General features: G+C 40.4%; 21 protein-coding genes and 4 pseudogenes. 3 read left to right on the top strand and 22 right to left on the bottom strand.

Annotated features, from left to right (window positions below):
- Positions 1-3: 3 nt before the first annotated feature.
- The 11 genes and pseudogenes from ACFPQ3_RS06350 to ACFPQ3_RS06300 form a co-directional block, all read right to left on the bottom strand.
- Positions 4-1,008, bottom strand: coding sequence for an NADP-dependent oxidoreductase (locus tag ACFPQ3_RS06350; protein ID WP_156805299.1), 1,005 nt, complete (start codon positions 1,006-1,008; stop codon positions 4-6).
- Between the two features lie 141 nt (positions 1,009-1,149).
- Complete coding sequence (locus ACFPQ3_RS06345) at positions 1,150-1,578, bottom strand: Rrf2 family transcriptional regulator (protein WP_156805300.1); 429 nt, start codon at positions 1,576-1,578, stop codon at positions 1,150-1,152.
- 183 nt (positions 1,579-1,761) lie between these two features.
- Positions 1,762-2,604: an aldo/keto reductase gene (locus tag ACFPQ3_RS06340; protein ID WP_156805301.1), complete on the bottom strand. Its 843-nt coding sequence runs from the start codon at positions 2,602-2,604 to the stop codon at positions 1,762-1,764.
- 29 nt (positions 2,605-2,633) lie between these two features.
- Entirely contained in the window at positions 2,634-3,068 is a 435-nt protein-coding gene (locus ACFPQ3_RS06335; RefSeq protein ID WP_156805302.1) for a nuclear transport factor 2 family protein, read from the bottom strand.
- Between the two features lie 25 nt (positions 3,069-3,093).
- Positions 3,094-3,594, bottom strand: a complete 501-nt coding sequence (locus tag ACFPQ3_RS06330) for a nuclear transport factor 2 family protein (protein WP_156805303.1) — start codon at positions 3,592-3,594, stop codon at positions 3,094-3,096.
- Positions 3,584-3,946: a nuclear transport factor 2 family protein gene (locus ACFPQ3_RS06325; protein WP_156805304.1), complete on the bottom strand. Its 363-nt coding sequence runs from the start codon at positions 3,944-3,946 to the stop codon at positions 3,584-3,586. The genes ACFPQ3_RS06330 and ACFPQ3_RS06325 overlap by 11 nt, the downstream gene beginning before the upstream one ends.
- Before the next feature lie 15 nt (positions 3,947-3,961).
- Positions 3,962-4,111 (bottom strand): annotated as a pseudogene (locus tag ACFPQ3_RS06320) (sugar O-acetyltransferase); the annotation flags it as partial.
- Positions 4,112-4,378: 267 nt separating this feature from the next.
- Positions 4,379-4,510, bottom strand: coding sequence for a hypothetical protein (locus tag ACFPQ3_RS06315; RefSeq protein ID WP_269747704.1), 132 nt, complete (start codon positions 4,508-4,510; stop codon positions 4,379-4,381).
- Positions 4,511-4,626: 116 nt separating this feature from the next.
- Complete coding sequence (locus ACFPQ3_RS06310) at positions 4,627-5,199, bottom strand: TetR/AcrR family transcriptional regulator (RefSeq protein WP_156805306.1); 573 nt, start codon at positions 5,197-5,199, stop codon at positions 4,627-4,629.
- An 80-nt stretch (positions 5,200-5,279) separates the two neighbouring features.
- Entirely contained in the window at positions 5,280-6,287 is a 1,008-nt protein-coding gene (locus ACFPQ3_RS06305; protein ID WP_156805307.1) for an alpha/beta hydrolase, read from the bottom strand.
- A 14-nt stretch (positions 6,288-6,301) separates the two neighbouring features.
- Positions 6,302-6,871, bottom strand: coding sequence for a DapH/DapD/GlmU-related protein (locus tag ACFPQ3_RS06300; RefSeq protein ID WP_156805308.1), 570 nt, complete (start codon positions 6,869-6,871; stop codon positions 6,302-6,304).
- Between the two features lie 177 nt (positions 6,872-7,048).
- Here ACFPQ3_RS06300 and ACFPQ3_RS06295 point away from each other — a divergent pair, with 177 nt between their 5' ends.
- Positions 7,049-7,921, top strand: a complete 873-nt coding sequence (locus ACFPQ3_RS06295; protein ID WP_156805309.1) for a LysR family transcriptional regulator — start codon at positions 7,049-7,051, stop codon at positions 7,919-7,921.
- A gap of 40 nt (positions 7,922-7,961) precedes the next feature.
- Here the strand turns inward: ACFPQ3_RS06295 and ACFPQ3_RS06290 are convergent.
- The 11 genes and pseudogenes from ACFPQ3_RS06290 to ACFPQ3_RS06240 form a co-directional block, all read right to left on the bottom strand.
- A pseudogene (locus tag ACFPQ3_RS06290) lies at positions 7,962-9,094 on the bottom strand (low temperature requirement protein A).
- A gap of 161 nt (positions 9,095-9,255) precedes the next feature.
- Positions 9,256-9,516, bottom strand: a pseudogene (locus tag ACFPQ3_RS06285) (carboxymuconolactone decarboxylase family protein); the annotation flags it as partial.
- Between the two features lie 87 nt (positions 9,517-9,603).
- Positions 9,604-9,996, bottom strand: a pseudogene (locus ACFPQ3_RS06280) (cupin domain-containing protein); the annotation flags it as partial.
- A gap of 71 nt (positions 9,997-10,067) precedes the next feature.
- Positions 10,068-10,307: a hypothetical protein gene (locus ACFPQ3_RS06275; protein WP_156805310.1), complete on the bottom strand. Its 240-nt coding sequence runs from the start codon at positions 10,305-10,307 to the stop codon at positions 10,068-10,070.
- Positions 10,308-10,411: 104 nt separating this feature from the next.
- Positions 10,412-11,041 (bottom strand): putative quinol monooxygenase, encoded by a 630-nt coding sequence (locus ACFPQ3_RS06270; protein ID WP_156805311.1) that lies wholly within the window; start codon positions 11,039-11,041, stop codon positions 10,412-10,414.
- A 2-nt stretch (positions 11,042-11,043) separates the two neighbouring features.
- On the bottom strand, positions 11,044-11,964 hold the full coding sequence (locus ACFPQ3_RS06265; protein ID WP_156805312.1) for an amidohydrolase family protein: 921 nt from the start codon (positions 11,962-11,964) through the stop codon (positions 11,044-11,046).
- Positions 11,948-12,406 (bottom strand): MerR family transcriptional regulator, encoded by a 459-nt coding sequence (locus tag ACFPQ3_RS06260; protein WP_156805313.1) that lies wholly within the window; start codon positions 12,404-12,406, stop codon positions 11,948-11,950. Before ACFPQ3_RS06260 ends, ACFPQ3_RS06265 begins: the two co-directional genes overlap by 17 nt.
- Before the next feature lie 51 nt (positions 12,407-12,457).
- Positions 12,458-12,976, bottom strand: a complete 519-nt coding sequence (locus tag ACFPQ3_RS06255; protein ID WP_156805314.1) for an NAD(P)H-dependent oxidoreductase — start codon at positions 12,974-12,976, stop codon at positions 12,458-12,460.
- A gap of 1 nt (position 12,977) precedes the next feature.
- Positions 12,978-13,268, bottom strand: coding sequence for a YciI family protein (locus tag ACFPQ3_RS06250; RefSeq protein ID WP_156805315.1), 291 nt, complete (start codon positions 13,266-13,268; stop codon positions 12,978-12,980).
- A gap of 10 nt (positions 13,269-13,278) precedes the next feature.
- On the bottom strand, positions 13,279-14,229 hold the full coding sequence (locus tag ACFPQ3_RS06245; protein ID WP_156805316.1) for an aldo/keto reductase: 951 nt from the start codon (positions 14,227-14,229) through the stop codon (positions 13,279-13,281).
- Positions 14,230-14,785: 556 nt separating this feature from the next.
- On the bottom strand, positions 14,786-15,079 hold the full coding sequence (locus ACFPQ3_RS06240) for a GTP-binding protein (protein WP_161980738.1): 294 nt from the start codon (positions 15,077-15,079) through the stop codon (positions 14,786-14,788).
- Between the two features lie 826 nt (positions 15,080-15,905).
- Here ACFPQ3_RS06240 and ACFPQ3_RS06235 point away from each other — a divergent pair.
- Both ACFPQ3_RS06235 and ACFPQ3_RS06230 read left to right on the top strand, forming a co-directional pair.
- Positions 15,906-18,068 carry an ABC transporter substrate-binding protein/permease gene (locus ACFPQ3_RS06235; protein ID WP_156805318.1) on the top strand — a complete coding sequence of 721 codons (2,163 nt, stop codon included), beginning with the start codon at positions 15,906-15,908 and terminating at the stop codon, positions 18,066-18,068.
- Complete coding sequence (locus ACFPQ3_RS06230; protein WP_156805319.1) at positions 18,068-18,808, top strand: amino acid ABC transporter ATP-binding protein; 741 nt, start codon at positions 18,068-18,070, stop codon at positions 18,806-18,808. Before ACFPQ3_RS06235 ends, ACFPQ3_RS06230 begins: the two co-directional genes overlap by 1 nt.
- Positions 18,809-18,906: the final 98 nt, after the last annotated feature.

The following is an 18,906-nucleotide window of genomic DNA, read 5'->3' as shown; positions in this document are numbered from 1 at the left end:
GTGTTATCCTTTCATGCTGAGAACAGTTTTACCGCGTGAGCGTCCATTTGCTACCTTATCCAGCGCAGCATTGACCTCTTGAAAGGGATAAACCGTATCAATAGATGGCTTAATCTCTAGTTTGGTAAAAGTATCTGCCACTTCTTGGAGTTGTTGACCATTGCTTTCGACAAAGATAAAGTGATAGTGAACGCCATATTTGTCAGCCATTTTGTCGAATTTGCGACCAACCAGTGTAAAGAGGACTTGTTTCCACTTAGGTAAATTCATGCGCTTAGCAAAGGCACCATTTGGCATAGCACGAAGGGAAACCATCTGACCGCCTTTTTTCATGATAGCCATTTGTTTCTCGGTCTCAGTGCCACCTAGAGTGTCCAAGACATAATCAACATTGCTTAGGATCTTGGTGTAATCCTGGGTCTTGTAATCTAGAAACTGATCGACCCCAAGCGCCAAGACTCGGTCACGATTGCTGATGTCCCCATTAGTGATAACGGTTAATCCTTTAGCTTTAGCTAGGGGAATCGCCATGGCACCGACACCACCAGTCCCACCAGAAATAAAGAGGGTCTTGCCAGCTTTAGCATCCATAAGGTCGAACGCCTGCATGATGGTCAGAGCAGTCAGCGGAACACCTGCCGCCTCCTCATCGGTTAAATAGTCGGGAACCTTGGCTAGAGCAGCCACATCCACAGCTACATACTCGGCAAAAGCACCAATACGATCTAACGGCAAGCGACCAAAAACACGATCCCCTACGGCAAACTGGCTCACGCCGGTACCTATCTTTTCCACCAGTCCCACCACTTCGTTTCCAGCGATGAGGGGTGTTTTGTAAGGAACAATCATCTTGACCTCACCACGGGTAATCATATTGTCTAACGGATTGACCCCAGCTGTCAGCACCTTGACCAAGACTTGCTTATCCTGTGGCTCAGGTTTTGGAACATCGACGAGTTTGAGGTTGAGATTGTTTTTGTTGTAGTCATTTAATTGTGCTGCTTTCATGATTTTTCTTCTTTCTTTTTTGGAAATAGCAGAGCTGGTCTGCAAGGTTGGAACTCCAAACAACGTTTAGAGAATGTCGTGATATTTTTTGTATTTGTTTTAGATACAGATACAAGGTTAATAAAGGAAATTACCAAACACTTACTTGGTAACTCCTGCTTGACGGTATAAATTCGCAATGACATCAGCAAGACTTTGCTTGGCAAGCTCTTTTTCCAGATGCTTTTCCGCCTGCTGAAACATCGGATTGATAGCCCCTTCAATATGTTTACCGACAGGACATTCCAAATTGGCATGCTGATGCACTTGAAAGAGTTTTACCTGAGTCACTTCTTGCGTCGCATAGTAAATGTCTAAAAGACTGATTTCTGCTGGTGCTTTCGTTAAGGCATACCCGCTCTTGCCTTGATGTGACATCAATAAATCGGCATTTTTCAAGAGAGCAATGACTTTACGAATATAGCTGGCATTGGTACCCACACTTGTTGCCAATGCCTGAGAAGATAAGGTCTCCTTACTCTCCGAAATCATAGTTAAAATGTGGATGGCTACTGAAAATTTCGTATCCATAAGACTCCTTCTTAAACAAATTTTAAGTAAAATCTTCTAACTTGTTCTTGTTTATGATACAAGTATAAGTTGTCTAAAACGAAAAGTCAAGCAAAATACTTTTTTTATTAACAATAATTTTAACAGTGGGATATTTTAACAGCACAGAAAATAACCCTCGGATGTTTATCCAAGGGACTATTTCTAATCTGCCGGTATAAATTTTTTGAAATTACGCTCCCGTTCTTCCAAGGTCATATTGAAATAGCGGAAGTTTTTATCAAGCGCATTGATTCTTGCCATTTCCTCATCGGTCAAGGCAAAATCAAAGATGGCAATATTCTCTTTTAAATGGTCCGGATTGGTTGTTTTTGGAAAGACAGCATGACCAGACTGAATATGCCAACGTAGGATAATCTGTGCATTAGTCTTGCCATATTTTTCTCCTAGTTCAGTGAAGACTGGCTCATTGATTAAACTAGCGTCCCCGTGTCCAAGTGGATACCAGCTTTCGATGATCGCACCGATCCCTGCAATCCGTTCTTTCAACTGACTTTGTTGGAAATAAGGATGGCATTCCACTTGTAAGGCTGCCGGCTGGACCGTTGCCAGCTCAAGAATTTCTTCCAAACGTTCAGATTCAAAATTACTAAGTCCAATGGAGCGGACCTTCCCAGCTTGAACGGCTGCTTCCAGGTGTTTCCAGCCCGCCTTATAATCGCCAATTTCTTGGTGCAAGAGGACAAGGTCAATGTAGTCCATATCTAGGCGCGCCAACATCTTATCAATCGCCTTTGGATCCGCATAATCGCTCGGCCATAACTTTGAGGTGATAAACAGTTCGCTGCGCTCCAAGCCAGAGGCCTTAACCGCTTGCCCAACTTCACGTTCATTTTGATAAGCATGCGCTGTATCCACATGACGATACCCAAGTGTGAAGGCATCTAGTAAATTTTGCTTCGTTTCTTCCGGCTTTACTAAATAGACACCAATTCCAAATTGGGGCATTTTATAGCCTGAATTGAGCGTTAAATACGTTTGTTCCATGATAGTTTCCTTCCTTTATATTGTAGTCCTTAGACTTCTTTGACGTCTGTGTAAATGAAATGCGACGTACGATTGGCGATCTTCCATTGACCATCCACTTTCACGTACTCATCTTCATAACGAACACCTTGCGTCGTTTGAATACGCTGTCCCTCTTCGTTGGCACCAATCAAAACAACATGGCAGTAAGCTGTGCCTGTTGCTTTATCCCCATCAATTTGGACGACTTGTTGGCCATTGAGATGGTATACTGTGTCAAATAGAGCTAGAAAAGCTGCACAGGCTTCTTCGATAGCGTCTCGACCTTCTTGCTTAAACACTTGGTCTCCATTGTGCGAAGTCAAGGTTGCATTTTCTACAAACAATTGCGCCTGAGTTTTTGTATCCTTGATATCTGCTAAATTAGAAAATGTATCCACTAATTCTTTTAATGCTAATTTTTCCATAAGTGTTTCTGTGTTCATTTTTTTTACCTCTCTTTTTTTATATTTAACCAATTATTTGCCACTTACCATCTCTTTTTTGGAAATAGCGATCACCTGGGACAGACCAAGTCCCCTCACTACCATATATCTTGGCGTGGATTCGCTGTTTAACCTGCATGAGGACACGATCCCCTTCTTGTGAAAAGGTATAGGCTGTATCCAAAAAGTCATAGTAGTTCATCTCCCCATTTTCGATATCCGCTAACCATTCTGCCTTGGTCTGGGTCCTCCCGGTAATATGAACGGCCACATAGTCATCTGGCAAAATGGCATTTAAAGCAGCCATATCTTTATCTATCATGGCCTGACGCATTTGCTCAAAAATGGCTATCATTTCCTCTTTATCAGCTTGTGTCAGCACGGTTTCCTCCTTCTTATCCGATTGGCTCTGCTCTACCCTTAGTTGCTCTGCTTTTTCAAGTTGTCCAGTTTGTTCTTGCTGGCTACCGCACCCCATTAGCAACAAGGCAAGCCAAAAAGGCATCATTCCAAGCTTAGTTTTCATTTGCCGGTTGCCATCTCCCTTCTATCCTTTCAAAGGGCAACTCAAAGTCCATAGTCCAAACCTTTCGAAAACCATAAATGCGAGCATCTGTTTTGGCCTTGGCATGGAGAATGGCTCGCTTATCGTTGATAAAGCGCACCGTCTCAGAAATAGGCACATAGGTGTAATATCGAAAAGTCCCACCTCGGATATAGTCAAAGTATTCCTCCCGTGTCTGGTAATACCCACCAACATGGCGAAACAGGTGGTCTTCTGGATAAAGTTGATGGAGTTGATCAAAATCACGTGCAATAATCGCTTCCCAAATCTCGTGTTGGAGGGCGATAATCTCTCTTTCTGCAGTTTGTGTCATTTAGTCTCCCTTCATCCGAATCAATTTAGCTGGATTGCCGCCCACAATGGCATTAGCCGGAACATCCTTTGTCACGACTGCACCACTGGCAAGAATCGCATGATCACCAATCGTAACCCCTGGCATCACTTTCACCCCTTCACCAATCCAGACCTTCTTTCCAATCACGACAGGCTGGCAACGTAGGACCAGAATATCTTCCATATCATGATTATCGGTCACAATGCTGACGTTAGGCCCAATAAAGGTGCCATCACCAATTGTCACCCCACCGATGGACATAAGGATCAGGCTGTGATTGATGAATACGCCTTCTCCTAGGTGAACAGTTTTTCCAAAATCAATTTGTGATGGAGTCATGATATTGGTCGATGCAGGTAATTTCCTTCCAAGCAAATCACTATAAAGTGCCTGAATCTCTGGGGAAGTTGGCTAGGTTTGATTGATTTGAAATTGTAGGTCTCGACAACGGTTAAACTCTGCTAGCACAATGTCTTGATAAGTCTCTTCCATCATACTGACTGCATCTCCGTCAGCCAAACGGTTCCAAATAGCTTTTGTCATATTGCCTCCTGTTGTTTTTTCTAAGTCCATTATAAAAGCCCACTGTGACAAACACAATGGGCTTTTTTCTAAAAAAGTGGCTTATGCCACACATGGGCCAAAATTGTGGCAAAACATTATTTCAAAAGGGAGTTGACGCCTGCAAGGGTGAGGAGATTGGCTGTTTCAATCACATCTTCAAGAGGTGTACTTTTCCCCTCTTCGACCCACTGACGGTAGATAGCAAGTCCTGTATGTTGAACAAAATTCAGGAGGCTAATCTTTTGAAAATCGCTGAGCTGGTTGACTTTTTCGGCCTTAGACCAAGTGGACGCCATCACCATATCCACCATATCTTGACGAATATCTCTGTAAGAAGATTGGCTGATGGTAATCTTATCATAGGCCTCTCCCTGCTGAGCTGAAAACTCAAAAAAGGCGCGTTGCATTTTTTCCAAATCCTCAGGCAAAGAAAAATCCTTAATCACATCAATATAGGCCTGAGCATACTTCTCCTGCATCTCAGCTAGCAGGTCGTTCAAAGTTGGGTAATAGCGATAAAAGGTCTTCTTATTGATCAGAGCACGCTTGGTCAACTCTGTCACTGTGATGTTGTCATAATCCAACTCACAAATTAACTCCTCAAAAGCTTGATAAATAGCTGTAATCGTACGTTTCACACGTAAGTCTTCAAAACCTGTTAATTTCATGATAGCTCCTCCGCTTGTATTTTATCAAGAAACTGAACGAAGTACAAGTCAACTCCTCATGCCTTCCCGTTATACCTCCACTACTTCAAATTCTCAGTAAAGAAGGCCACCAGCTTATCAAATGGAATTTTATCTTTTTGATCGTATAGATCAACATGGTCTGCATTAGGAACGATGAGCAATTCCTTGGGTTCATTGGCCGCTTCATAAGCTTCTTCTGAATGGTAACGAGAATGGGCATTTTCACCAGTAACAAATAGAACGGGGCGTGGTGAAATGTCTTTGATGTTATGACACAGTGGGAATTCATAGAAAGACATTGGGGTTGTTGCCGTCCATGCTGCTGTTGAGTTGATGGAGCGCTCATGATAGCCACGTGGTGTGCAATAGTAATCAAAAAAGGCTTTTGATACTGGGTCTGCATCTTCTGGGAGTTTTTCTGGAAATAGGCTCTCACCCGTCACAATACAACCGTCTGCGTTAAAGCCAAGCTCATGATAGCCTGAAGAATAATGACCTGTTTCTGAAGCACCATTATCTACATCTACCCAACGCTGTTGACTGACATGTTCACGCAATTTAGCCCTTTGCTCATCTGTATAACCATTCCTGTAGCCTAGATACATGGATTTGGACATGTCATACATAGAAGTTGTCGCAACTGCTTTAATCCGAGTATCAGCTCCTGCTGCCGTCAAAGCCATACCTGACAAACCACAAATGGCTTGGGCTCCAATACGTTCACGGTCAACGTACGGTAAGGTTCCAAAATAATCAACGGCTGCGCTGTAGTCTTCGGTAAACATCACTGGCTCAGCAACATTACGCACTGCTCCACCTGATTCACCCGTAAACGAAGGATCAAAAGCTAGCGCTACAAAGCCATTCTTAGCAAATTCTTGCGCGTAGAGCCCTGAGACTTGTTCTTTGACCGCACCAAATGGCCCAGAAACTACGATGGCAGGATTTTTTTGCGTTTCATAGCCTACGGGCAGATACAGGTCTCCAGCAACTTCGATACCAAAACGATTCCTAAAACGAATGTTTTGGGATTGAATATTTGAGTAAGTTTCAAATGTTTTGGTCATACTGATCCTTCTTTCTAGTCTTCGATAATCTTGATTACTTTTGCTGGAACACCTGCAACGACAGTATTGGCTGGGACATCCTTTGAAACGATGGCTCCTGCTGCTACAACAGCATTTTCCCCTACAGTTACACCAGGTAAAATCGTTGCATCTGCTCCAATCCATGCATTTTTCTTGATCCTGACCGACTTTAACTCTAATTTATGGCGATCCCTTGATGTTAGGGGGTGATTCACGGAAATTAATTTTGCTCTTGGACCAATCAGCACATCATCCTCAATAAAAATCCCCCCTAAATCAACCAGAAAAACATCTTTATTCACATAAATATTTTTCCCAAACTGGATATGTCGACCAAAATCTGTTTGAAAAGGAACGTTGATGATAACCGTCTCATCAAGAACCTCTTTTGTCAGAGCCTCAATGAGGTTTCTAGTACTCTCAATTGTCTGAATTTGTGTATTTAACTCCTGAACCAACGGCTGATTTTCTATCTGAATAGCAGTAATCAGCTGACGCAGGCCATCTTGCTCTGGTATTAGCTTACCAGTATTTAAATAAGGTTCAAAACGTTTATCTATCATATTTTCCTCCTTCATGGCACACTGATATTACACTTGTAACCGATGGGACGACTCAACGTATCAGAGGCCTTTCAATATCCATAGAATAGACCTTTTTTCTAAAAATAGCAAATACTTATTTTAAATGATATTATATACCTAAAAAGTATGTTATGATAATTAAAAAGGAGGCATCTTATGGACATTCGAGTACTTCGCTATTTTTTGGCAATTATAAAAGAAGGAGGCATCACACAAGCTGCGAATAGCCTCCACCTGACACAGCCAACCATCTCACGACAAATCAAAGAACTAGAAGAAGAGTTGGGAAAACAACTATTCATACGTCATAAAAAAGGACAAATCGAGCTAACCCAAGAAGGGCGACTATTACAAAATCGTGCCGAAGAGATTATTGCTATGGTCGATAAAACTGAAAATGACTTTCGCTATCTGACTGATAAGATTGAAGGGGATATCTACATCGGTGGCGCCGAATCATATATTTTTAGCCATATTGCGACAATCGCTAAACAACTGCAAAAAGAGTATCCCAAAATCCGTTATCACCTCTCTTCAGGTAATGCAGAAGATATGACAGCCCTACTTGATAAAGGCTTATTGGACTTTGCCTTGGTGGTCCATCCTCGGCAACTACCACACTATCACTACCAAAAACTACCTTCTCAGGATATATGGGGAATCATTTTACCAAAAACAGATAAACTTGCTCAAAAAACGAGTATCAGACTGGAGGACATTCAGACGCTTCCTCTCATTGTTTCCCGTCAGGCATTGACCAAGACCCATTCAGATAACCAACTCATCACTTGGTTAGGTGATCTAAACCAACTAACTATTATCACCACATTTAATCTCAGTTACAATGCCCTCTTTATGGTGGAAGCGGGCTTAGGTTACATGATTGGCTTTAATCATTTAACCTATAATCCTAATCTTACCTTTCGACCACTTGACCCCTTATTAACCTCTGACCACTACCTCGTTTGGAAAAAAGATAAAGTCTTCTCAGCTGCAGCTCAATTGTTTTTGGAAAAATTGCAAGGTTAAACCATCAAAAAGACTCTCCTATTTTGGGAGAGTTTTTGCATTAATGTTGGGGCATATTTTTCAGGTTAAAGCGGACTGCAAGAATCGCGATAAGTAATGTAACAATCGCACTGATACCAATCAACAGTGCACTATTCGTCAAAAAGAAACAGCTTATCAGTATACCGCCTAACCAAATAACGACACAACCAGTCACTAAACTTTTTGTAAACCGATGGGTCGGTTTATTCATGGATTTGAATTGGTAAATCCCTGATAAAATCAAGAAAACACCTAGGTAAAAGAGGGCTACTGCAAAGCCATTGTGTGCTTCTGCATTTCCTAAAAACCCGATTGCTACGGTGACAAAACTTAGTCCAAAAATGATGGGATAATGCCAGTAGATAAAGTGGTTTTCGTTGGGATTGGGTGTATTCGGATCAATCAAATGATCTATTTCAACAATATAGGTCATAAAGAGACTAACTACGATCAAAAATATCAAAACAGACAAAACACTGAGCCTATCCGGATTAAAGTAATCAGCAACCCCAATAATCATCTCTCCAAAGGTAATAATAACCAGTAAAGAAAGTCGCTCCACTAGATGAGGAAAATTCATGGGCTTTAAATCAGGAGATATGGCCTTCCTTTTTACCAAAACGCCCGGGAGCAACCACGTTATGAGAACACTTGCAGCCGCTACTATTAACCCTATTCTATTGGATAAGGAAGAAATAGAGACAGCAAGAGTCCTGACGTTCTAGCGCCTAGAATAGAAAAGAAGCGCCTGATAAAGAGTTTATCTGCTGGGTTTTCTGTCCGAGCATACTCTAATAGATACTGCACCAAGAGGAGAAAGGAGATCCTTGCAAAAGGTCCATAAAAATATAAAAAATGATCAGCGTCACTATTACCATCAATAGACGTTAAAGCAACCAGCAAGAAAATCATCTGGCCAAACATCATGGCAATATTGGTCAAAGAATTTCGCCCAAACCGATTGGTAAACACCGTCTGCACCATCCAAGAATTTAGCATAATGAGCATTCCAATCGCAAAAGCAAAAAAGGACATGATCGGAATGACACCGTGGTGAATATGGTGAATCAGTGAGGTAGTCTGGCTAAAACCATAAACGTAAACCAAATCGTAAAATAGCTCTGTTAATTCAACTTTCTTATGTTTAATCATTGCCAAAATATGTGATTTTTCCTATCAATAAAAGTAACTTGGAGGTTCGCAAATATTAATTAACATTCTAGTTTGTGCAAAATAGGTCGCCCTCCCACCTGGCTGATACCCTGTTGGGGGAACGACCCATTATTGTTATATCCACGAGCACCTGTCGTATCTCATTCTCCCCAAACGTCCTTCGCTAAACCAAAGGCAGACCAAGCTTTTGGCCACCCGACATAAAAGGCAATGTGAGTGATGATTTCTGAAATTTCTGCTTTCGTCACCCCATTCTTTTTAGCGGTGTTTAGGTGGTATTTGAGCTGCTCCCAATTGCCACCAGTAATGAGAGCTGAAACAGTGACGATAGAGCGAAGTTTAGGGGAAAGCTCTTCTTCACGCGCCCATACCTGTCCAAAAAGCACATCGTCATTAATTTCTGCAAACGTTGGTGCAAATTCGCCTAATTGATCACGCCCTGCTGTTTGTTTAATAGCCATATTATTCCCCTCCTCATGAGCTGCCTGATAGTCTTCGTCTGTCACGGGTTCATAAAATTCACTTACGCCAGCTGTGATAGCAACATGACTGAACCAAGAATCTTTGGTGGCACCATGCCAGTGTTTCACTCCTTTGTCGGTCACAACGACATCACCTGCTTTTAGGTGTCGAGCAGATTTCCCAGCTTCCTGATAGAGACCCTCACCTCCTGTTACAAGAAGGATTTGATACCCATCCAAATGCATATGCCAATTGTTACGGCAGCCAGCCTCAAAGGTCACATTTCCAACACTGGTGTTACCATCTGGCGCTTGTGCCAGCATTGCTAGATAGGATTGTCCAGTAAAACTAGCACCGTAAGGATTTTCTTCTCCAAAGGCAAATAAGGGATTATTTTTTACATCTTCATGTTTAAACATGAGTTATCACTTCTTTCTATCTATAAATTACCACTATATATTAAAGCACTAAACTTTAATACAATTGACTATTATTTTTTAAAGGTTACTTGTTTTCCTACGAGTTCAGCCTGCGTTATTGGAATAACAAAAGTATCCAATGGCATTGGTTCCCGCCTGTTTATCATCGCAATACTACAAATTGAATACTCTTTGTTCTGTATACAAGCTCTTCCTCCTATCCTTAAATCTGAAAAATCTGGATTATCTACCGTAATAATGGATATTTCCTTATCTTTTAAGTTAAATACATCAATCACTCTATTCTTCATAATATTTCACTTATGGTACTGATTTCTATACATTAAAAAGATCATATCAGGTATACAGGACTTCAATAAACAATTTTTACAGATAGTCACTTTTCGAACAATTATTAACGATTCACCAACATATCCCCATGCAAAGTCTGAAGTTGTTTATCTAGGACCAATTTTGCACTTCGTTCAATATAGTCTTTAAAATGCGGTGTTTCTCTATGTTGCTCATAGGCCGCTTCATTTTGATAGACCTCAAAGAAATACCAGATACCAGGATTATCCACATCTATACCGGCATACATGACCAAAACGCCCTCTTCTTTTTCCATACTGGTCTGCATCTCAGGTAAAACAATCTCTGAAAAGGCATTGTTATCACTAACCGTCACTGTAGCTAGTCGTACAGCTAGCTGGTCATCATCAAAAATCTGCAAGGCGGTTGTTTTTTGAAGTAATAGCTGTGGCACCAAGGTCACCACTTTACGACTAGTCAGTGCTTTTTGTGCTAAACTTACAAAAGTCTTAAAATGAGAGGATTGAATATGCTTCTGATAAGCCTCTTCATTAGCATAGCGTTCCACAACAATCTGTTGGCTGTAATCTTCTGGAAGGTGACAACCGTACATAGCCAACGTCCCTGGTTCTAATGCCATTGACTGGGTAAAATTCGTATAGCCAATTTGCTTATATTCTTCTTCATAATCTAAGTTCAGTCCAAGATGAAAAAGTCTAAATATTTCTGTCATTTTCAACCTCCTAATCCAAAGAGCCTATTGGCATTCTCACGAAAAATCTTTTCCTTATCATTATCCGTCAAAGGTAATGCTTCAATAGCATGACTGATCACTTCTGTCGCTCCAGCTGGAAGAATCCCAAGCGGTGCATCAGTCCCAAAAAGAACGTGGTCAACACCGTAATAGTCCACACAGAGTTCCAGAGCTTTGCTATTACCTAAAAGGGCTGTATCCACATAGAATTTCTTGAAATCACTCGCCTGCTCCTCTGGTAAAATATGCTCAATCCTCCCTGCAAAGTAAGGAACCATAGCCCCACCATGATGAACCAAGATGTTGAGATTTGGAAATTCTTGAAAATAACCAGCCTGCACAATGTCTAGCATAGCTTGAGTCAATTCGTACTCCCAGCTAAAAATAATATTATTGTCTGGCTTTCGTGCATCAAAAACTGGGTGGAGCCAGATGGGAACATCTGCCTTAGATGCTGCTGCAAATACTGGCTTGAAACTCTCATCTGCTAGAGATTTTCCTAGGTGGCGTGTGAATAATTGAATCCCAAGTATTTCAGGATGGCTAGTACTAAAACTTTCTATCACGCGCACCGCTTCTGGAATATTGTTCATAGCCACCATGGCTACACCACCCGCAAAGATATCCGTATTCGCTTTAACTGTCACTAGCAATTCCTCATTAGCAAGTTCTACCAATTGAGCAGCTCCAGCACTGTCCAGATAATCTTCTGGGTTGGCATTGACATAAGAAATAATTTGTTTAGTGTTAGCTGGCATCGTCTCGCGACGTTTTGTCATATCCGTCAAGACAGGGTTTTGGATAAAGGGCATTTTTGAGACTAAATTCTTATCCAGCGCTAGCATTTTTCCAAAAAACTCAGGGAGTAAGACATGGGCAAAGGCATCAATTTTCAAAGTCATCTAATCGCTCCTTCCAGCTGCCATCTTCATCAAAGATAATGCCATATTCCTCATAGTAAGTGTCCTTATTTAAAATCTCTCCAGATTCATAAAGACTAATTTTGCGTGTCAAGCGATCAATGGAACGTTGGAGATTTTTTTGTTTGTTTTCTAGCACTGCTAGTTGCTCACGCAACAAGGCTTCACGCGCTTCCACCGTTTGGTCACCCTGCATGAGTAGCTGACAATAATCAATCAAGGCTTCGATTGGAATGCCAGAATGACGTAGGCAAATAATCATTTCAAGCCACTTATTAAGATCATCTGTAAAATAGCGATTGCCATTAGACTGACGAGGAATCTCTGGTAAAAGTCCTATCCGTTCATAATAACGCAGGGTATTGGGATTGATATCATATTTTTGTGACACTTCCGTAATGGTGTATTTTTGTGTTTCTGTCATTAGTATTACCTTCTATCTAAACGTATCTTTTAACTCTAGTATACTAAAATTTCAAGCTTGACTCAAACGGGCAATATACGAGTTAGCAGCGTCACTTAAAGCTTCCTCAGATAGATTCAGCACTCCTGATACAACAAACGGTTCCTCAAAGACCAATCCTGTATGGTATTTTATGGTTTCAAGCGGTTTGAGCAATTCCTGAGTGGTCACATGAAAACGACCATCAGCTGTGTAATCTTCTGCACCAGCTCCCTGCGTCACCGCAAGAATAACTTTTTTCCCTTGAAGAGCATTCCCAGTCGAGCCATAGGCCCAGCCATATTCAAGAACTTGGTCTAACCATTCTTTCATCAAAGATGGCGTCGCATACCAGTACATTGGAAATTGAAAAACAATTCGATCTGTTGTTTCAAGAACGGCTTGCTCTTTCTTCACATCAATCTGCCCAGCTGGATATTGACTATAAATATCACGTACTTCAATTCCTGCTGCCTGAGCTGCTTTGGCTAAGACTTTATTGGCCCGAGAAGCATGTAAATCTGGGTGAAACAGTAAAATAGTTGTTTTCATTTTAATCTCCTGTGATATCATTTGCCACTAAGTTCGCCTTGAATTCAGCGACATCGTATCTAGCTAGGTCTGGATAATAAGCGTCTTGTGCAATGATTTCATCTAAAGCTTCTCGTGACGCTACCTTAGCAATGACAATCCCTGCCATACCTTTGTCTTTCAAAGGGCCAACGATTTTAAAATGCCCTGCTTCAAATTGAGACGTAAACCATGCTCTGTGATTGGCAAGCAGTTCCTCAGCTTGCTCTGTTGGTACTTGTCCAGAATTAATGGTAATTGTGATTAAAAACATAAAAACCTCCTTAAGCTTGTCCTTCCCAGCCACCACGGGTATTAACACCAGCTCTAGCAGCTAATTTTTCTAAAGTTGCCATCTCATCAGCACTAAGAACTAGGTCGCTAGCTTTAGCCGCATCTAGGACTTGTTCGACTTTAGTAACACCTAAAATTGGTGTGGTCCCACGTCCAATTGCCCAAGCTGTCGCAATTTGTGCTGGACTGACCTTGTACTTGTCTGCCAAAACTTTCAATTCAGAAAGTAAGTCGCCTAAGGCTGGAAACATAGGATTATAGGTTTTACCTCGATTGGAATCAGCTGGCATGGGATGTTGGCTATCATATTTACCAGACAAAGCGCCTTGCTCTAGAACCATGTAAGAGAAAAATTGGATATTATTTTCCTTGCAATAGTCAAGCAATCCATCCTCAATAGAATTGCGGTAAAGCAAGCTAAAATGGTTTTGAACAGCCGAAATTTGTACCCCAGCAGGTTTCAAGATTTCTTGAACACGTTTCACTTGTTCAAGACTGTGGTTCGATACACCTATCCGTTTCACACGCCCTGATTTGACTAAGTCTGTTAAAAATGGTGTCCAACGTTCAACGTCAGCTGCGTTATGAATCCAATAAATGTCAATATCGTCTGTTCCCAGACGCTTAAGACTACCTTCTAACATATCTGCTACTGGATTTTCTTTGGTATCATCCTGCATTCCCGGTGTAAATTTGTCAGATATGATGACTTCTGACCGATCATATTGGCTCACTAACTCACCCAAAATTCTCTCAGATTCTCCATTAGCATAGGCAAAGGCAGTGTCAAAGGTGTTGAGACCATTTTCCATAGCAACCGAAAAAACGTCTTTCAAGTCAGTCGTATCAAGATGATTGCCAAAAACCACATTACCACCAGCAAATCCGCCAGTTCCCCAAGACCATGTTCCAAGTACGATTGATGCTGTATGTTTTGTCATTTTCTTTCTCCTTTTTTGTTGATGGTGATAGTGTACCACTTATAGTCAACTATAGGTCAAGTGTTTTTTTCATTTTTTCTTTTTATAATGAATTGAAAATAAATTAGGACAAATCATAGAATAACTAATAGTATTGGCATCTATCAAAATGATTCATCTATGTCCTATTCTTAATTCAAATAACTATGCATGTAAAAATCCCTCCATGCAAAAATAAGAAAGTATCACCAATGAACTCCAATCCTTTTCCGTCTAGATTTTCATCAGTGGTAATACGCCATTTCTGCATGGGCTCAAGCAAAGTCATACCGGCATTCTGTAGACCATCTATTAAAGCTAGAGGAGCTGCTTATAAAAATCTAATGGATGTGTGTGCATACGGTGATGTTCTCCAGCAATCAAGATAACTTTAATATCTGTTACTTACCAAGTATAAAGACCCTATTTGAGAGCCCGTGGTAATTCCCCGTAATGTGGGATTAGTATTTATAAGTCAAATCATCTGATACAATTGATTCAAACACAATTCCAGAACCTATTGGTAGAGGTTCAATTTTCAAATTAACAATAGCCAACAAGGTTTTGGCACGGTGGAGGCTTCATGGCCATAACCAATTCCTGTATCATGAATAGAAAAAGCACGCTCAACTTCAGATACGAAATCAACATATCCAGACGTATCCAACAAATTGAGACGAACATCATTATGAATAAAACTAATCGATGGCGCTTTGACAGAGATTTCTCTTTCTTTTTCCATTTGTAAATTATCAGTCAAGTCAGTATCTTCAGCAACTTTTCCTAATTGTCGATTTACACCTGCATGATATAAGAGACTTTCAGTTAAGATTATCTAACCCGCATCGACGTGAGCATCTAGACCAACATTCAAAATAGAGTCTGAATTGGGCAGTGAACTCCACCTTTATTTTAGTTTGATTTCCACAGACGTGTTTGATACAACGTTTTGCTTTTAACTTCTTTTGGGAATATGTTAGTCATTTCTCGTTAAATTTTCTTTGAGTATTAAATAGTCGTATTTAGCACAAAACTATCATCATGACTAATTCCAAAATACAGAAAAATTACTATCGCACCCTATCGGTTCAAAGGTAATTGATTTTTCCTTAGAAATAAGAAGTTAAATGACTGTTCCATCAACAACCTGAATTTGCACAGCTAAATGCACAATTGTTTCCTGTCAGCAAAATCATAGACATCATTCAACATTAAATCAGCAGAATTTTTATCTAAAGCTTTACTCACCCAAACTCAGTAAATGAGCGTTCATCATGACCATTAGTATCTGATTTCTTTACAACCAACTATCTCTCATCATACCAAAATCCTACGTTGTATATCTAATACCATCCTAAAAAATGATGCAAGGTACGTTCAATTTCTGGAAACATCTTTATAGCCGTAAGCACTAATAAAGCCACTGTTAACAACGTTAATAATATTTTTTTCATAATGGTATTATTGCCAAAAAATAACTGGGATACAATTAACAGCTTTATTAGATTTCTTATCATTTACCAAACCAAAACTTCATATCATAATCAAAACGGATACACACAATGTTATAAAACCTAACATGCAAAAGAAAAGAAATTTGCTTTCACTGCCCTTTTTTGATATAATAAATCTTAATTTATAAAAAAGGAGTTCTCTGTATGATAAAAAAACTGCAAATAATGATGGCAACTTTTCTGTCATCGTTCATTCTATTCGGAAGAACAAACACCTCTGCAGATACTATTGATATAGTATCTGATACTGCCTATGCCCCATTTGAGTTCCGAGATTCTGATCAAGTTTACAAGGGAATTGATGTTGATATCATTACCGAAGTTGCCAGACGCTCAAATTGGGATTTTAATATATCCTATCCAGGATTTGATGCTGCGGTAAATGCAGTTCAAGCTGGTCAAGCTGACGCGTTAATGGCTGGTACAACAATTACCGAGGCACGGCAAAAAGTGTTTACTTTCTCTGATCCTTACTATGACACTAAAATTGTTGTTTATACACGCGCCGACCAAAAAGTTTCTTCTTATAAGGAGCTTTCAGGAAAAGTCGTTGGGGTTAAGAATGGCACTGCAGCGCAAGCTTTTCTTGAAAAAAATAAAGATAAGTACAACTTCACCACTAAAACCTTTGATACCAGTGATTTAATGAACAACAGCCTTGATACTGGCTTTATAGTCGCAGCAATGGATGATCAGCCAGTCGTTGAATATGCCATTAAGCAAGGTAAAAACTATGCTATTAATATCGCTGGTGAACCTATCGGTTCCTTTGGTTTTGCGGTAAAAAAAGGCTCTGAGTATGAGTATCTCATTAAAGATTTCAATACTGCTCTTGCTGAAATGAAAAAAGATGGTACTTACGATAATATTATGAGTAAATGGCTAGGAGCTGACACTTCTAAATTATCATCAACAGGTGACAGTTCTGCCAAAGCAACTCCTGTGAAATCATCTTATAAAATTGTTGCCGATTCTTCCTTTGCTCCATTTGAATTTCAAGATGATTCTGGAAAATATGTCGGTATTGACATGGAACTCATCAAAGCTATCGCGAAAGTGCAAAATTTCAACATCAAAATTTCTAATCCTGGTTTTGACGCTGCCTTAAATGCTGTTCAAGCTGGACAAGCTGACGCAGTTATTGCTGGCATGTCTATTACTGAAGAACGTCAAAAAATCTTTGACTTCTCAGATCCCTACTACACTTCTAATATTCTTCTTGCCGTTAAAAAAGGAACGAATGTGACAGATTATTCCGATCTAGCAGGAAAAACTGTTGCTGCCAAAAATGGAACAGCCTCTTACAGTTTCTTAGAGGAACATGAGAAACAATATGGCTACACTCTAAAAGCCTTTGATGAAGCCTCAACCATGTATGATAGCTTGAATTCTGGTTCAATTGATGCTCTCATGGATGATGAAGCTGTGCTCAAATATGCCATCCAACAAGGACGCCAATTTGAAACTCCTATTGCGGGAGAAAAATCTGGTGAATATGGTTTTGCTGTCAAAGCTGGAACAAATCCAGAACTAATCACCATGTTTAATAACGGCCTTGCTGCTCTAAAAGAATCTGGTGAGTACGATAACATCGTCAATAAATACCTTGGTTCAACAAATAGCAACACTGCTGTCGATGAGACAACCATCTCAGGTCTCCTCTCAAATAACTATAGCCAGCTGTTGTCTGGACTTTGGACAACCCTTAGTTTAACCCTCATTTCCTTTGCTATCGCTACCCTTATTGGTGTCCTATTTGGTATGATGAGTGTTGCTCCAAGCAAGGTTTTGAGAACCATTGCGAGCATTTTCGTTGATGTCGTCCGCGGTATTCCTCTCATGATTGTGGCTGCCTTCATTTTCTGGGGGATTCCTAACCTTATTCAAAGCCTCACGGGCCAACAATCCCCTATCAATGACTTCTTTGCTGCTACGATTGCCCTTTCGTTAAATGGCGGAGCTTATATTGCCGAAATCGTTCGAGGCGGTATCGAAGCCGTTGATAAAGGTCAAATGGAGGCCAGCCGAAGCCTTGGTATTCCATATAAAACAACCATGCGTAAAGTCATTTTACCTCAAGCTGTCAAATTGATGTTACCAAACTTCATCAACCAGTTTGTTATCTCACTCAAAGATACTACTATTGTCTCTGCAATCGGGCTTGTTGAACTCTTCCAAACAGGTAAAATTATCATCGCTAGAAACTACCAATCTTTCCGTATGTATGCTATCCTAGCAGTAATGTATCTAGTGATCATTACACTGCTCACCCGCTTAGCAAAACACTTAGAAAAGAGGACTAAATAATGGCTGAATTAAAAATTGATGTACAAGACCTCCACAAATATTATGGGAAAAATGAGGTTCTAAAAGGCATTGATGCCAAATTCTATGAAGGCGATGTGGTTTGCATCATTGGTCCTTCTGGTTCTGGTAAATCAACTTTCTTACGGACACTAAACCTACTTGAAACGATTACATCAGGGAAAGTTGTTGTAGACGGATTCGAACTATCTGATCCTAAAACAAATATTGACCGTGCACGTGAAAATATCGGAATGGTATTCCAACACTTTAACCTCTTCCCGCACATGACTGTTCTAGAAAATATTACTTTCGCTCCTGTTGAATTAGGGAAGCAAACAAAGACAGATGCTGAAAAACTAGGAATGGAACTCTTAGAAAAAGTCGGCTTAGCCGATAAAGCTAATGCCATGCCCACTAGTTTATCTGGTGGTCAAAAACAACGTGTTGCGATTGCTCGTTCCCTCGCTATGAATCCAGATATCATGCTCTTTGATGAACCAACGTCTGCCCTTGACCCAGAGATGGTTGGGGACGTTTTAAATGTTATGAAAGACCTCGCTGAACAAGGAATGACCATGCTCATCGTAACTCACGAAATGGGATTTGCTCGTAAAGTTGCTAACCGCGTCATCTTTACCGACGGTGGTCAATTCCTAGAAGATGGGACACCAGAAGAAATCTTCGACAATCCAAAACACCCACGACTTATCGAATTTTTGGATAAAGTCTTGAATGTATAACATAATATATCAAACATACTAAGATTAGTAGTGAGGAAATCTCCGACGGGAGAAAGTCCTCACTACTTTTTCATTATGTTAAAGTAGAGGTGTCCTGT

The organism is Streptococcus caledonicus (genome assembly GCF_042656225.1).
Taxonomy (GTDB): Bacteria; Bacillota; Bacilli; order Lactobacillales; family Streptococcaceae; genus Streptococcus; species Streptococcus caledonicus.
Note: the sequence above shows the minus strand (reverse complement) of the source record. Positions and strands in the feature narration are given on the sequence as shown.

Bases quoted from the DNA above. Each gene is read 5' to 3' on its own strand.
- ACFPQ3_RS06270 (WP_156805311.1), bottom strand. From the start codon at position 11,041: ATGACAGAAATATTTAGACTTTTTCATCTTGGACTGAACTTAGATTAT.
- ACFPQ3_RS06345 (WP_156805300.1), bottom strand. From the start codon at position 1,578: ATGGATACGAAATTTTCAGTAGCCATCCACATTTTAACTATGATTTCG.
- ACFPQ3_RS06295 (WP_156805309.1), top strand. From the start codon at position 7,049: ATGGACATTCGAGTACTTCGCTATTTTTTGGCAATTATAAAAGAAGGA.
- ACFPQ3_RS06235 (WP_156805318.1), top strand. From the start codon at position 15,906: ATGATAAAAAAACTGCAAATAATGATGGCAACTTTTCTGTCATCGTTC.
- ACFPQ3_RS06335 (WP_156805302.1), bottom strand. From the start codon at position 3,068: ATGAACACAGAAACACTTATGGAAAAATTAGCATTAAAAGAATTAGTG.
- ACFPQ3_RS06330 (WP_156805303.1), bottom strand. From the start codon at position 3,594: ATGAAAACTAAGCTTGGAATGATGCCTTTTTGGCTTGCCTTGTTGCTA.
- ACFPQ3_RS06350 (WP_156805299.1), bottom strand. From the start codon at position 1,008: ATGAAAGCAGCACAATTAAATGACTACAACAAAAACAATCTCAACCTC.
- ACFPQ3_RS06265 (WP_156805312.1), bottom strand. From the start codon at position 11,964: ATGACTTTGAAAATTGATGCCTTTGCCCATGTCTTACTCCCTGAGTTT.
- ACFPQ3_RS06255 (WP_156805314.1), bottom strand. From the start codon at position 12,976: ATGAAAACAACTATTTTACTGTTTCACCCAGATTTACATGCTTCTCGG.
- ACFPQ3_RS06230 (WP_156805319.1), top strand. From the start codon at position 18,068: ATGGCTGAATTAAAAATTGATGTACAAGACCTCCACAAATATTATGGG.
- ACFPQ3_RS06310 (WP_156805306.1), bottom strand. From the start codon at position 5,199: ATGAAATTAACAGGTTTTGAAGACTTACGTGTGAAACGTACGATTACA.
- ACFPQ3_RS06250 (WP_156805315.1), bottom strand. From the start codon at position 13,268: ATGTTTTTAATCACAATTACCATTAATTCTGGACAAGTACCAACAGAG.
- ACFPQ3_RS06260 (WP_156805313.1), bottom strand. From the start codon at position 12,406: ATGACAGAAACACAAAAATACACCATTACGGAAGTGTCACAAAAATAT.
- ACFPQ3_RS06300 (WP_156805308.1), bottom strand. From the start codon at position 6,871: ATGATAGATAAACGTTTTGAACCTTATTTAAATACTGGTAAGCTAATA.
- ACFPQ3_RS06245 (WP_156805316.1), bottom strand. From the start codon at position 14,229: ATGACAAAACATACAGCATCAATCGTACTTGGAACATGGTCTTGGGGA.
- ACFPQ3_RS06340 (WP_156805301.1), bottom strand. From the start codon at position 2,604: ATGGAACAAACGTATTTAACGCTCAATTCAGGCTATAAAATGCCCCAA.
- ACFPQ3_RS06275 (WP_156805310.1), bottom strand. From the start codon at position 10,307: ATGAAGAATAGAGTGATTGATGTATTTAACTTAAAAGATAAGGAAATA.
- ACFPQ3_RS06305 (WP_156805307.1), bottom strand. From the start codon at position 6,287: ATGACCAAAACATTTGAAACTTACTCAAATATTCAATCCCAAAACATT.
- ACFPQ3_RS06315 (WP_269747704.1), bottom strand. From the start codon at position 4,510: ATGACAAAAGCTATTTGGAACCGTTTGGCTGACGGAGATGCAGTCAGT.
- ACFPQ3_RS06325 (WP_156805304.1), bottom strand. From the start codon at position 3,946: ATGACACAAACTGCAGAAAGAGAGATTATCGCCCTCCAACACGAGATT.